Annotated in this window: 12 protein-coding genes; 6 read left to right on the forward strand and 6 right to left on the reverse strand. The window is 72.5% G+C overall.

Annotated elements, in window-relative coordinates; all coding sequences use genetic code 11:
- Positions 1-255: 255 nt before the first annotated feature.
- Together H9641_RS14970 and hisC are read right to left on the reverse strand one after the other, a co-directional pair.
- A complete protein-coding gene (locus H9641_RS14970; protein WP_225220546.1) occupies positions 256-537 on the reverse strand; it encodes a DUF805 domain-containing protein in 282 nt (93 codons plus the stop codon).
- A gap of 45 nt (positions 538-582) precedes the next feature.
- Positions 583-1,695 carry a histidinol-phosphate transaminase gene (gene hisC / locus H9641_RS14975; protein WP_318244620.1) on the reverse strand — a complete coding sequence of 371 codons (1,113 nt, stop codon included), beginning with the start codon at positions 1,693-1,695 and terminating at the stop codon, positions 583-585.
- 183 nt (positions 1,696-1,878) lie between these two features.
- Between hisC and H9641_RS14980 the strand changes: the two genes are divergently transcribed.
- From H9641_RS14980 to H9641_RS14990, 3 genes are all read left to right on the forward strand, one after another.
- On the forward strand, positions 1,879-2,268 hold the full coding sequence (locus H9641_RS14980; protein WP_191805150.1) for a phage holin family protein: 390 nt from the start codon (positions 1,879-1,881) through the stop codon (positions 2,266-2,268).
- 65 nt (positions 2,269-2,333) lie between these two features.
- On the forward strand, positions 2,334-2,963 hold the full coding sequence (locus H9641_RS14985) for a hypothetical protein (RefSeq protein ID WP_191805152.1): 630 nt from the start codon (positions 2,334-2,336) through the stop codon (positions 2,961-2,963).
- 110 nt (positions 2,964-3,073) lie between these two features.
- Positions 3,074-3,535 (forward strand): protein-tyrosine phosphatase family protein, encoded by a 462-nt coding sequence (locus tag H9641_RS14990; protein WP_191805154.1) that lies wholly within the window; start codon positions 3,074-3,076, stop codon positions 3,533-3,535.
- A gap of 60 nt (positions 3,536-3,595) precedes the next feature.
- On the opposite strand, the gene H9641_RS14995 is transcribed toward H9641_RS14990, so the two are convergent.
- Both H9641_RS14995 and H9641_RS15000 read right to left on the reverse strand, forming a co-directional pair.
- Entirely contained in the window at positions 3,596-5,161 is a 1,566-nt protein-coding gene (locus H9641_RS14995; RefSeq protein WP_191805156.1) for a hypothetical protein, read from the reverse strand.
- On the reverse strand, positions 5,158-5,433 hold the full coding sequence (locus H9641_RS15000) for a hypothetical protein (protein WP_191805158.1): 276 nt from the start codon (positions 5,431-5,433) through the stop codon (positions 5,158-5,160). The genes H9641_RS14995 and H9641_RS15000 overlap by 4 nt, the downstream gene beginning before the upstream one ends.
- A gap of 312 nt (positions 5,434-5,745) precedes the next feature.
- Here H9641_RS15000 and purB point away from each other — a divergent pair, with 312 nt between their 5' ends.
- Together purB and H9641_RS15010 are read left to right on the forward strand one after the other, a co-directional pair.
- Positions 5,746-7,218: an adenylosuccinate lyase gene (gene purB, locus H9641_RS15005; protein ID WP_191805160.1), complete on the forward strand. Its 1,473-nt coding sequence runs from the start codon at positions 5,746-5,748 to the stop codon at positions 7,216-7,218.
- 243 nt (positions 7,219-7,461) lie between these two features.
- Positions 7,462-8,820 (forward strand): glycoside hydrolase family 6 protein, encoded by a 1,359-nt coding sequence (locus H9641_RS15010; protein ID WP_191805162.1) that lies wholly within the window; start codon positions 7,462-7,464, stop codon positions 8,818-8,820.
- 114 nt (positions 8,821-8,934) lie between these two features.
- Here the strand turns inward: H9641_RS15010 and H9641_RS15015 are convergent, their stop codons facing one another.
- Entirely contained in the window at positions 8,935-10,044 is a 1,110-nt protein-coding gene (locus tag H9641_RS15015; RefSeq protein ID WP_191805163.1) for a hypothetical protein, read from the reverse strand.
- Positions 10,041-10,439 carry a PadR family transcriptional regulator gene (locus H9641_RS15020; RefSeq protein ID WP_191805165.1) on the reverse strand — a complete coding sequence of 133 codons (399 nt, stop codon included), beginning with the start codon at positions 10,437-10,439 and terminating at the stop codon, positions 10,041-10,043. The genes H9641_RS15015 and H9641_RS15020 overlap by 4 nt, the downstream gene beginning before the upstream one ends.
- A 224-nt stretch (positions 10,440-10,663) precedes the next feature.
- On the opposite strand from H9641_RS15020, the gene H9641_RS15025 reads away from it, so the two are divergent.
- Positions 10,664-12,367, forward strand: a complete 1,704-nt coding sequence (locus H9641_RS15025) for a glycoside hydrolase family 10 protein (RefSeq protein WP_225220547.1) — start codon at positions 10,664-10,666, stop codon at positions 12,365-12,367.
- Positions 12,368-12,412 lie beyond the last annotated feature (45 nt).

Raw genomic sequence — 12,412 nt, forward strand, 5'->3', positions numbered from 1 at the left:
TCTCCGACCGAACCTACGTTACCGTAGCTTACGCAAGCGTAGGCTACGAGTGCGTAGCTTCCTCCGCCATTGGAGGACAAACCTGGCCCGCCCGTCTTTGGAGGTTCCCTCCAAACGCCCGAGGGGCACTTCCAGGTCTCACCGGGCACGGACGACCGGATCGTTGGCACATTCCGTCAGGTCCGGCGCCGCCCGGCCCACCCCGGGCGCGCGGCGCGCGAGCGATGCGAGGGTCTGCCCACCGAGACGTGGGGGTCAGCCCGGCGGGTACGTCCCGGAGTACCCGGCCTGCGCCCGCAGGGCGTCACGCTCTCGCGTGACGGGCCACGTCGAGAACGCGAACACCAGGAACATCACGATGTTCAGCAGCGGCACGATCCCGACGAGCACCCACCACCCCGAGTAGCCGGCCTTGCGGATGATCTGGATGTAGGCGATCAGGAAGATGATCGCGACGGCAGCCCAGATGATCAGGGCGGCAGTGCCGAAGAGCCAGCTGTACTCGTCCGGGATCTGGTCGACCGAGGGAGTGTCCATGACGCGAGTCTTCTCTCGGTGGACCCCTCCGGCAACAGGTACCGGCTACCGCCAGCCTGCCGCGACCCGCAGGAACGCCGCGGTCGCCTCTTCCTCGCCCACGCTCACCCGGATGCCCTCGCCCGCGAACGGGCGCACCAGCAGACCGGCAGCCGACGCGCCCACGGCGAGCTCCGCCGTCGGGCCGCCGAGCGGGAACCACACGAAGTTCGCCTGCGTCTCCGGCAGGTCCCACCCCTGGTCGCGCAGCCCCTCGACCAGACGCTCGCGCCGCGAGACCAGGTGCTCGACGCGCTCGAGCAGCTCGTCCTTGACCGACAGCGCCGCGAGCGCCGCGCGCTGCGCGACGTGCGAGACACCGAAGGGCGTCGAGACCGCGCGGATGCCCGCCGCGAGCGCGGGTTCGGCGACCGCGTAGCCCACGCGCAGCCCCGCCAGGCCGTACGCCTTGGACAGCGTGCGCAGCAGCACCACGTTGGGGTGCGCGGCGAGGACCGCGAGGCCGTCGGGAGCCTGCGGGTCGCGCACGAACTCGAGGTAGGCCTCGTCGAGGACGACCAGGACGTCGCCCGGCACGGACGCGAGGAACGTCGCGAGCTCGTCGGCGTGCACCACCGGGCCCGTCGGGTTGTTGGGCGTGCAGACCAGGACCACGCGCGTGCGGTCGCTGATCGCCGCGGCCATCGCGGGCAGGTCGAGGCGACCGTCCTGCGTCACGGGCACGCGCACCGAGGTGCCGCCCGCGACCGCGACCGCGATCGGGTACGCCTCGAACGAGCGCCACGGGTAGACGACCTCGTCGCCCGCGTCCACGACGGCCGACAGGATGTGCGCGAGGACGGCGACCGAGCCGTTGCCCACGACGACCTGCGCCGCGTCCACCCCCAGGTCCGTGGCGAGCGCCTCGGTCAGGTCGGTCGCGTACATGTCCGGGTAGCGGTTGGTGTCCGCCGCCGCGTCGACGATCGCCGCGACGACCGCAGCGGGCGGCGGGTAGGGGTTCTCGTTGGACGACAGCTTGAACGCGCTCGACCCGGGCGCGAGGCGCGCGCCCGGCACGTAGGCCGGCAGGGCTGCGACGGCGGCACGCAGGGGGACACGGACCTGGGACGCTGACGCAGGTGCGGACGTGGGCACGGAGGGCGTGGGGCTGGTCACGCCACCAGGATGCCACTCCGTCCGGCAGCCCGACGGCGTCGCTCACCTCGCGGGCGGGGGCTGCGGGGGCTGCGGGGGCGCGGCCACGGGAACGCCACGAGCCGTGGGCCGACCGCGCGCCGAGGTCGGGCCGACCGCGTGTGCGGAGGACCTCTCACGGCGTGCGGTGGCAGGATGACACGCATGAGCTTCGTCATCCGCGTCATCGTCACCGGCATCGCGATCTGGCTCACGAGCCTGTTCATGAGCAGCCACTTCGAGATCGTCGGCTCCGACACCGTCGGCGGTCAGATCGTGATCGTCCTGGCCGTGGCCCTCATCTACTCGTTGGTCAACGCGATCATCAAGCCGATCGTCCAGATCATCTCGATCCCGCTCTACATCCTCACGCTGGGCCTGTTCACTCTCGTCGTGAACGCCCTCATGCTGATGCTCACGGCGTGGATCACCGAGCAGACGGACTGGGGCATCCGCATCGAGGGCGGGTTCTGGTGGGCGCTGCTCGCCGCGCTCATCATCGGTGTCCTGAACTTCGCGATCTCCGCGGTGGTCGCGCCCAAGCCACGGGTCTGACGCGCGCGGGCGGGACCGGCGCCCGGGGTCTTCTGGAAGCGCCGCGGCGCCGCTAGTGTGCGTGCATGCAAAACGCCCCACTGGTGATCGGCGCCGTGCTCGTCGCGCTCTCCCTGACCGCCTGCGCCCCCGCCGAGGACGGCGACGAGGCGGCGGCTCCTGGCGGGTCCGCCGTGGGCGGCGCGCCGGCCGCTGACACGGCCGTCGCGGACGGCGCCGACGACACGGGCGACGCGAGCAGCACCGACTACGCGGGCGTCGTCGACGCGGGAGCGCGCGATCGCGCTCAAGCCTGGCTGGACGCGGCCGTCGTCCCGCCCGGAGCGATCCCCTCCGACGCGAGCGTCGCGGAGTTCTCGTCCTTCACGGGCTGGCCGTGCGGGCCGGTCGCGGAGCTCGAGGCGTTCTGGGCCATCCCCGGCGTCACCGTCAGCGAGACGGCCAACTGGCTGCAGGAGAACCCCACCGCGGACCTCCTCTCGACGGCGTTGGGCCCCGTTCCCGACGACCAGCAGTTCGATGGGGCCACCGTCGGATACGTTCCCGCGCCGGACTCGCAGGAGGGCGTCGTCTACACGGTCAAGCGGACGCTCGACGGCGTCGTGGTGCGCGCCGAGATCGCGGCGCTCTCCGAGTCCGCCACCTGCGACGCGCTCCCTGACGGAGCGATCCGGGGCGCGCCCGGCCAGGGCTGACCTCTCCTGGCATTGCGGGCCGTCCCGGTGTCGCGGGCACGACGCCGTCCCGACGATCCACCCACGCAGCGATCCGTCCACACAAACGATCCATCCACACAGGGGGCGCCATGGGGGCCTGGAACAGCTCGACGACCGGCCTGGTGACGTTGCCCGACGGGCGCCAGGTCCGCGGGCGAGGGCTCGCCGCCGGGCCACCGCTGGACGACGAGCCACCCGAGCTCGGCGTCTACCTGACCGGCGCCCCGCACCGTGAGGCGTGGGAGTCGTCGTGGGTCGCATGGCCGGACTTCGGCCTGCCCCGCTCGACGGCCGACGCGGTCACGGCGCTCCACGAGGCCTTCGAGCGCGCGTCGACGTCGCGCGTCGAGATCGTGTGCGACGGCGGGACGGGGCGCACCGGCACGTCGCTCGCGCTCCTCGCACGACTGGCCGGAGTCACGGCCGACGAGGCCGTCGACTGGGTGCGCGCCCACTACCGCCCGGGCGCCGTCGAGACCCCGGAGCAGGAGTTGTTCGTCGCCCGCGTCGACCTGACGCGCGCGGCCCCGCCCGGGGGCCCGACGCCGTAGCACCCGGCGAGCGCCACGGCGAGAGGCCTGATCGCCGGCCGGGCTTGGCGCCGGTCGTCCTCACCCCGCGCCCACCGCCTTACGCATCCCGTCGACCGCACGCTCGACTGCCCCGACAGGCGTCGTGGCGCGCGCGACCGCTTCGACGTCCACGTCGAGAGCGCCCCGAAAGTACCGGGCCTCGACACGCTCCCCCGACACTGCGCGTTCGAGCGCGTCGAGGTTGTCGACCAGGCCGGGATGCCCCACCTCACGGGCTCGTTCGAGGACGTCGACGTGGAACGGCACCCCGTGCGGGAGCCCGCCTCCGGTCCCCGGGGCCCCCGGCGCGTCCAGGTCAGCGCGGACCGTGACCTGGTCCGGGCCGACGGGGTTGTCGGCGCCGTCGGTCTGGGAGATGACCTCCTGCTCGATCTCGACATGCGTGCCGCGCACCCCCGCGGGCAGGGCCATGCCCGCGAGCGGGGATCCGGCGGTCAGGACCTGCCGGACGTCGTAGCGGGGCGTCCCGCCCGGCGCCCCCGCGGCTGCTCCCGTCACGGCGGTCGCGACGGCCATCGCGACCATGCCACCCTGCGAGTGCCCCACGAGCACGACCTCCTCGTCACCCGGGATCCCCGCCTGGCGCATCGCGTTGAGCACGTGCGCAGTGCTGTCGGCGTCCTCGCCCCGCACCAGGTCGTAGTTCGACGTCATGCTGAACGGCGTCGTCGTGTTCAAGAGCTGGGTGCCGGGCACCGTCACGACCCAGGTCGCCGAGCCGCCGTCGCCCACGTACTTCTCGATCGACACCACCGAGTCCGGCAGGTCGTTGCCCTTGCCGTAGACGACGTCGATCCCGGACAGCAGGTCCTCGGCGCTGCGGGCCGCAGGCTTGGCGAACCCGGCGGGCAGGGCGGGACCGGTGAGCTCGGTCGTCGTGACGTCCTCGTCGAACAGGCCTCGGTAGGGCTGCGAGAGGCCGCGGAGCGTCCCAGCCGCGCCCTCGACGGCCGGCCGGCCGCTGAGCGCGGACAGCGGGTTCAACGGTCTCAGCGCGACGCTCACCCCCTGGACGAACTCGTCGTGGTACGCACCGGACCCCGTGAGGAGGCGCCACGGCTGGAAGCCCTGCCCGGCTGCCATGCCTTTCGCGGCGTCCACGATCCCGGCGCCCACCATCACGCCCACCCCGGCCGCAGGAACCCGCGCGAGCAAGGAGAGCACGGTCTCGACCCCCGACTCGCCCTCCTCGTAGACCCCCGCGGCCTTCGCGAGCCGGTCGATCAGCCCGTGCAGCAGCGCCTCGGACACGATCAGGGCGTCGGTGTACGCGGCGATCTCGTCGAGCAGCGCGGAGCGGGTCGCGACGACCTCGGGCGGCGCCGGCGCCCACGACGACGGAACCCCCGACCCGAGCGTGGGGTAGCACGCGGGCGCGCCGCCCACCCAGCGCACCGACGACCGCGGCGCCTCCACGAGCCCGCTGACCAGCCCGTGCGCGCGCCGCCCCTCGGCGAGCGCGGCCTCGACGCGGAGCACGGCCTCCGCCACGACCGCGGCGGCGGCGAGGAGGTCGGCGGTCTCGACGCTCGTGACCCCGCCCGAGATGACGATGCCCGCAGTCGGGTCCGGCGCCCTGCTCATCGAAGGCTCGCCTCGGCGTTCGCGGCGTCGACGGTCCGGACGTGGCGCGCGGCGGCGCCCACGGCCCGGTCCGCCGCACGGTCCGCCCGGTACAGCTCGTGGACCGCCTCGACCACGAGGTCGCGGTAGCCATCGGATGCCTTGCCCTTCCACGCGATGTCCGCGGTCCGGCGCGCCAGGGCGATGGCCTCGGCGGCGTGGTCGGCGGCGCGCCACAGCTCGGGCCGTGGATCGGTCGCGTCGAGGGACGGAGGCGGGGAGAGGGTCGACATGCCGCAGACCGTAGAGGGTCACGGACGCGCCGGGCGCGGCCCGAGCGGCCGCCTGTGGGCAACTCTCCACCAGTCGGCGCCTGTGCACGGCCTCGCTTCCGGAGGGCGGCTCGCGCAACGCTTCCTGGGGTGCGGCTCGCGCAGCGGGAGAGGTGGGGACCGGCGCCAACAGGACGACCATGACCGCCGCGGCCTCGTGCCCGCGCGTCACAGACTCCGCCCCCGGACCCCGCCCACCGCATGCCGGGCACGTGGCGAGACGACGGCGAGACGCCCGCTGCGCCGTCGGGCACCCGTGGGAGAATGGCGACCATGCCTACGGACTCCGCCGACTCCGCCGCGCCTGTGACCACCACCCAGCGCGCCACGCTCGCCGACATCACCCCGCCCATCGCCCTGGGCCCGCTCGACGGTCGCTACCGCGGCGCCGTCGCGCCCCTGGTCGACCACCTGAGCGAGGCCGCGCTCAACCGCGAGCGCCTGCACGTCGAGGTCGAGTGGCTCATCGCCCTCACCGAGGGCCCCGTCGTCCCGGGTGCGCCCACGCTGAGCGACGCCGAGAAGGCGTACCTGCGCGCGATCGTCACCGACTTCGACGCCGCGGGCATCGCCGAGCTGGGCGAGATCGAGCGCGTCACGGTGCACGACGTCAAGGCGATCGAGTACTACATCAAGCGTCGTCTCGAGGCCGCTCCGAGCGTGCTGGGCCAGGACACGGTCCTGCCGTCGGCGGGCGAGCTGGTGCACTTCGCGTGCACGAGCGAGGACATCAACAACCTGTCGTACGCGCTCATGGTGCAGGGCGCGGTACGCGACGTGTGGCTGCCCGCCGCGACGGCCCTCGCGGACCAGCTCGCGGACATGGCGCGCGAGCACGCGGGGGTCCCGCTGCTGAGCCGCACGCACGGCCAGCCGGCGACGCCGTCCACCCTGGGCAAGGAGCTCGCGGTGCTCGCGCACCGCCTGCGCCGCCAGCTGCGCCGCATCGAGGGCGCCGAGTACCTCGGCAAGCTCAACGGCGCGACGGGCACCTACGGTGCGCACACGGTCGCGGTCCCGGGCGTCGACTGGCCGGCCGTCTCGAAGTCCTTCGTCGAGAGCCTCGGCCTCACGTGGAACCCGCTCACGACGCAGATCGAGTCGCACGACTGGCAGGCCGAGCTCTACAGCGACATGGCCCGATTCAACCGCGTCCTCCACAACCTCAGCACCGACGTGTGGACGTACATCTCGCTCGGCTTCTTCAAGCAGATCCCGGTGCCGGGCGCGACGGGGTCCTCGACCATGCCGCACAAGGTCAACCCGATCCGCTTCGAGAACGCCGAGGCGAACCTCGAGATCTCCTGCGCGCTGCTCGACACGCTCGCCTCGACGCTCGTGACCTCGCGCCTCCAGCGCGACCTCACCGACTCCACCACGCAGCGCAACATCGGCCCGGCGTTCGGCCACTCGCTGCTCGCGATCGACAACGTCTCGCGCGGCCTGCGCGCGCTCGCGGTCAACGCGGACCTGCTCGCCGCGGACCTCGACGCCAACTGGGAGGTGCTCGGCGAGCCCATCCAGTCGGCCATGCGCGCGGCGTCGGTCGCGGGCGTCCCCGGCATGGAGAACCCGTACGAGCGCCTCAAGGACCTCACGCGCGGGCACCGCCTGACCGGCGAGGAGATGCGGGAGTTCGTCCAGGGCCTCGGCCTGCCCGACGACGTCACGCGCCGCCTCACGGACCTCACCCCGGGCACCTACACGGGTATCGCGGAGCAGCTCGTGGGCGAGTACCTGGACTGAGTCGGGGTTCACGCGGGCCCGACGAGAACGGGGTTGCGGTCGTTGTCCGTCGGATAGCGACCGCAACCTCGTTCTGGGCGGGCGCGGGACGGCGCGAGCAGGGCTGACCTAAACGATTCACCCCCTGCCCGGGGCCCGGACCCCGGACCTACCCTCGAGCCGTCCGACGCCGCCCCCGGCAGCGTGTCCGGACGGCGGACGGCGACGAGGCCGGCCGTCCCGCACGGCGAGGAACGGTGGACCATGCCAGACCCCAGAACGCGCACAGCACTGACCGCCTCCGCGGTCGCCGTCGGACTGGTCGTGGCTGCCGCCGGCGCGGTCACGGCCGCGCAGGCCGCGCCCACGAACGGGTGCCGCGTCGACTACGCCGTCTCGAGCCAGTGGACCGGCGGGTTCCAGGGAACCGTCGACGTCACCAACCTCGGCTCGCCCGTCAGCTCCTGGGAGCTGGCCTGGACCTTCGCCGACGGCCAGCAGGTGTCCCAGGCGTGGAACGGCACCGCGCAGCAGACCGGCAGCTCGGTCGTGGTCCGCAACGCGGCCCACAACGGGTCGCTCGCGACCGGGGCCAGCGCGTCGTTCGGCTTCATCGGGTCATGGCACGGCGCCAACTCGGTCCCGGTGTCGTTCTCGCTCGGGGGCACGGTGTGCACGGGGAAGGTCACGCCGACGACGGAACCGACGCAGGAGCCCACGCCCACCCCGACGCCCACGCCGACGCCGACGCCGACCGATGAGCCCACGTCCGGGCCGTCGACGCCGTCCGCCCTCTATGTCGACACCACGACCCAGGCGTACACCGCCTGGAGCACGTCCTCCGGCACCACGCGGACCCTGCTGGAGAAGATCGCCCTGACCCCTCAGTCGTACTGGGTGGGGAACTGGGACGACGCCGCGCACGCCCGCGACGAGGTCGCGGACTACACGGGTCGCGCCGTGGCTGCGGGCCGCACACCCCTGCTGACGGTCTACGCGATCCCCGGACGCGACTGCGGCAACCACTCCGCAGGGGGTGTGGGCACGAGCGAGTACGCGCGCTGGATCGACACCGTCGCGGCGGGGATCCAGGGCGAGCCCTGGGTGGTCCTCGAGCCCGACGCCCTCGCTCAGCTCGGCGACTGCTCCGGGCAGGGAGACAGGGTCGGCTACCTGCGCTATGCGGCGCAGGCGCTCAGCGAGGCCGGCGCGCACGTCTACATCGATGCCGGGCACTCAGCCTGGTTGAGTGCCGGCGAGGTGGCTTCCCGGCTCCAGCAGGTCGGCTTCGATCATGCCGAGGGGTTCGCGCTCAACACCTCGAACTACCGGACCACGGCCGAGTCGCGCGCCTACGGCGAGCAGGTGTCGGCGCTGGTCGGTGGCAAGCCGTTCGTGATCGACACGTCGCGCAACGGCAACGGGTCGAACGGCGAGTGGTGCAACCCGCGTGGCCGTGCCCTCGGCGAGCGACCACGACTCGTCGACGACGGCACGCACCTGGCCGCGCTCCTGTGGGTCAAGCTGCCCGGCGAGAGCGACGGTGCCTGCAACGGCGGCCCCGCCGCCGGGGCGTGGTGGCAGGACGTGGCGCTGGAGCTCGCGGCCAACGCGCAGTGGTGACGATCGGCGCAACCGAGAAGTGAGTAGATGCCCCTGATTCGATCGGATCAGGGGCATCTACTCACTTCTCGGCACGACGTGGGCAATCCGACACGACTCAGACGCGGGGACGCTTCAGGACGGTGTCAGGTCGCCGCGTGCCCCAGAGACCCCGGTCGTGGCGCCCAGGAGCTCGTGGTGCGCCGCCCGCGCCCCGGCGAGCTCGTCGAGTCGGTTCGCGAACCATCGAGCAGCGATCATCGCAGCGAGAGAGCATGCGAGGAGCGCAAGGATGTTGCCGAGGTCCTCCGTCCCGATGTTCCGGTTCCCTGACCAGAAGATGTCCGACCGTCCAAGCCCGACACCGACTGCGACCCCCAGGAGCACAGGCATCGACTGCCGGGTGCGCGACCACAGAGCCCCAACCCCCAGCACGACGGCGACGGCCAGGGCGACAGTCGCATCGCCCAACGTGCTCGGCCCCGCGCTGGACCACCAGGGGGTCCCGAACCTCATGTCCCCGGACATCACCGTGACGTAGCCACCGAGGGCGAGCGCCATGCACCAAGCCGTGCCGACGGCGCGGCGCCAGCCGTGCCCAGGGGTCCGACAACGGGCGTGCTCCGCGACGACCACCACGTGCGCGACCAGTCCGAGCACCCATCCGAGCTCGAGGTAGGCGGTGTGCTCGCTGCCGGCCAAGACGAGCGCTGAGACCGTGGCGATCCCCGCCAGGGCCGCGGCCCCGACCAGGACGCGACCCGTGCGAGCCAGCCCGCCGAGCAAGGCGACCATGCCTGCGCACCAGATCACCCACATCGCCACGGTCGGGACGGACGACAAGGTGTACGCGAGCAACGTGTCCTCGTCACCCACGACGGCGCCGCCACCGAGGAGCAACGACGCATAGGCGATCGCCCTGGCCGCGGGGATCACGAGAACTGCAGGAAGCAGCACGAACAGCAAGCCTGTCGCAGCGCGCCGTTCCCGAGCCGTCGCGCCCAGCGGGGCGAGCAGCCACTCCCTCGCCGCAGCGCGCAGCAGGTCGCGACGCTCGGCCGACGTCGGGCGAGACTGCCCCGGGCGGGCTCCGTCGAGCAGGTGGCCGAGCATCTCGGCCTCGTGCTCGCGCCGGTACGTGAAGGGGAAGAGGCGCACGAGCCGCCGGTAGTCGCGGACGAGCACGGGCGCGACAGGCAGCGGCTCGTCGGCGTGGCCCGCGGTGTCGGGGGCGGCGGCGCTCACGCGGGCACCGGCCCGGCGCCCAGGCCCGACGGCGCAGCTCCCGTCGCGCGTCCGGGTGCGCTCGCTCGGGACTTCCCGCGGGCGCCCAGCCGTTCCAGGGCACGGCGCGCCTGGGCCTCGGCTCGGAGCGCCTCGGCCTCGAGCCGTGCCCCGCCCTCGGCCGTGAGCCGGTAGTACCGGCGCAGCCGCGAGTCGACGACCTCCTCGTGGTCGACCTCGACGAGCCCGGCCGCGGCGAGCCGGTCGATCGCGCCGTAGAGCGTCCCGACGCGCAGCGTGATGCGGCCGTCCGAGCTGGCCTCGACGTCCTTGGCGATGCCGTAGCCGTGCAGCGGTCCCGCGGCGAGCGCGGACAGGATGAGGAACGCGGGTTCCTGGAGCGGTCTGGATGCCATGTCGAGGAACATACTCTCGTCACGAATACATAGAGCGGCGACACTCCGGCGGCGGACTCCTCGATCGCCAGCAGGCACGGGCGGCCTCGAGAACGAGGTTGCGGTCGCTCTCGGTCCCCTGGTGACCGCAACCTCGTTCTCGGCCGAGCAGATGCCGCCGCGCGACACGTCTCCACGGATGGCGTAATCCTTCACAATCAATAAGAACTGTGAAATTCTCTTCCATGCATCTGACCCGTACCAACGGAGGCATGGACATGACGCACCACCCGAGCGACCCCACGGCGGTCGCCCCCGCTCCCACCACCCCCTCGACCGAGGACACCGGCCTCGGGCGCCGCGGCTTCCTCACGCTCGCGACCGCGGGCATCGCGGCCAGCACGCTGAGCGTGACGATCGGCTCCTTCTCCCCCGCCGCGGCCGCGGCCGCACCGGACCCGACGACGGGAGCGGCGCCGTCGGGCCCGGTGCCGCGCAAGCGTGAGCTGCGCGCCATGTGGATCTCGAGCGTCGTCAACATCGACTGGCCCTCGGCCGCGGGCCTGAGCGCGGAACAGCAGAAGGCCGAGTACCTGCACTGGCTCGACGTCGCCGAGCAGTACCGGCTCAACGCCGTGTTCGTGCAGGTCAGGCCCACGGCCGACGCGTTCTGGCCCAGCCCCTACGAGCCGTGGTCGCAGTACCTGACGGGGACCCAGGGCAAGGACCCCGGCTACGACCCGCTCGCGTTCGTCGTCGAGGAGTCGCACAAGCGCAACATCGAGATCCACGCCTGGTACAACCCGTACCGCGTCTCGATGCAGGCCGACCCCGCCCAGCTCGTCCCCGAGCACCCTGCCCGCCAGCACCCCGAGTGGGTGTGGGCCTACGGCGGCAAGCTCTACTTCGACCCGGGCCTGCCCGAGGCCCAGGAGCACATCCAGCGCGCGATCCTGCACTCGGTCGAGAACTACGACCTCGACGGCGTGCACTTCGACGACTACTTCTACCCCTACGCGGTCGCGGGGCAGACCATCCCCGACGCCCAGACCTACGCGACGCACGGCGCGGGCTTCGCGACCGTCGAGGACTGGCGCCGCCACAACGTCGACACGTTCGTGCAGTCGATCTCGCAGCGCATCAAGGCGACCAAGCCGTGGGTCAAGTTCGGGATCAGCCCGTTCGGGATCTGGCGGAACGTCTCGACCGACCCTCGCGGCTCGGCCACGAGCGGCTCGCAGTCCTACGACATGCAGTTCGCCGACACGCGCAGATGGGTCACCGAGGGCTGGCTCGACTACATCAACCCGCAGATCTACTGGCAGATCGGGCTCGCCGTCGCGGACTACGCGCAGCTCGTGCCGTGGTGGGCCGAGGTCGCGGCGCAGTCCGGCACGCAGCTCTTCGTGGGCGAGGCGCTCTACAAGGTCACGTCGGGCGTCTTCACCGACCCGGCCGAGATGTCGAACCACCTGACCTTCACGCAGCAGGTCGACGCCGAGGTCGCGCCCGTGCTGGGCAACGTCTACTTCTCGGCCAAGCACGTCCCCGCCGACCCGCAGGGCTCCATGACCCGGGTGCTCGAGGAGCACTACCGTCACCCCGCGCTCGTGCCCGCGATGCCCCGGCTCGGGGTCTCACCGCTGCGCGTCCCGGTCCTCGCCAACGCCCGGCGGGTCCCCGAGGGCGTCCGGCTGCACTGGAACGACACCGGGCCGCAGCGGACCCGGGCCACGGCCTTCGCGATCTACCGGGTCGAGGGCGAGGCCCGCCGCATCGACATCGAGGACGCGGCCAACCTCGTCGCGACCGTCCGCACCTCCGGGCACGTCGTGCAGGACTGGGTGGACGAGACCGCGCTCACCGGACGCCGCTACACCTACGTGGTCACCGCGCTCGACCGGCTCTGGAACGAGTCGCGGCCGAGCCAGGTCCGCCGGGTCGTCTGACCTGACGCTCAGGGCTCAGGCCCGCCGAGAAGTGAGTAGATGCCC

Origin of the sequence: Oerskovia merdavium, from assembly GCF_014836755.1 — a bacterium.
In the GTDB taxonomy this organism is placed as follows: Bacteria; Actinomycetota; Actinomycetes; order Actinomycetales; family Cellulomonadaceae; genus Oerskovia; species Oerskovia merdavium.

Coding starts and splice junctions, on each gene's coding strand:
- H9641_RS15010 (WP_191805162.1), top strand. CDS start 7,462: ATGCCAGACCCCAGAACGCGCACAGCACTGACCGCCTCCGCGGTCGCC.
- H9641_RS15020 (WP_191805165.1), bottom strand. CDS start 10,439: ATGGCATCCAGACCGCTCCAGGAACCCGCGTTCCTCATCCTGTCCGCG.
- H9641_RS14995 (WP_191805156.1), bottom strand. CDS start 5,161: ATGAGCAGGGCGCCGGACCCGACTGCGGGCATCGTCATCTCGGGCGGG.
- H9641_RS14990 (WP_191805154.1), top strand. CDS start 3,074: ATGGGGGCCTGGAACAGCTCGACGACCGGCCTGGTGACGTTGCCCGAC.
- H9641_RS15025 (WP_225220547.1), top strand. CDS start 10,664: ATGCATCTGACCCGTACCAACGGAGGCATGGACATGACGCACCACCCG.
- H9641_RS14970 (WP_225220546.1), bottom strand. CDS start 537: ATGGACACTCCCTCGGTCGACCAGATCCCGGACGAGTACAGCTGGCTC.
- H9641_RS14980 (WP_191805150.1), top strand. CDS start 1,879: ATGAGCTTCGTCATCCGCGTCATCGTCACCGGCATCGCGATCTGGCTC.
- purB (WP_191805160.1), top strand. CDS start 5,746: ATGCCTACGGACTCCGCCGACTCCGCCGCGCCTGTGACCACCACCCAG.
- H9641_RS14985 (WP_191805152.1), top strand. CDS start 2,334: ATGCAAAACGCCCCACTGGTGATCGGCGCCGTGCTCGTCGCGCTCTCC.
- H9641_RS15000 (WP_191805158.1), bottom strand. CDS start 5,433: ATGTCGACCCTCTCCCCGCCTCCGTCCCTCGACGCGACCGATCCACGG.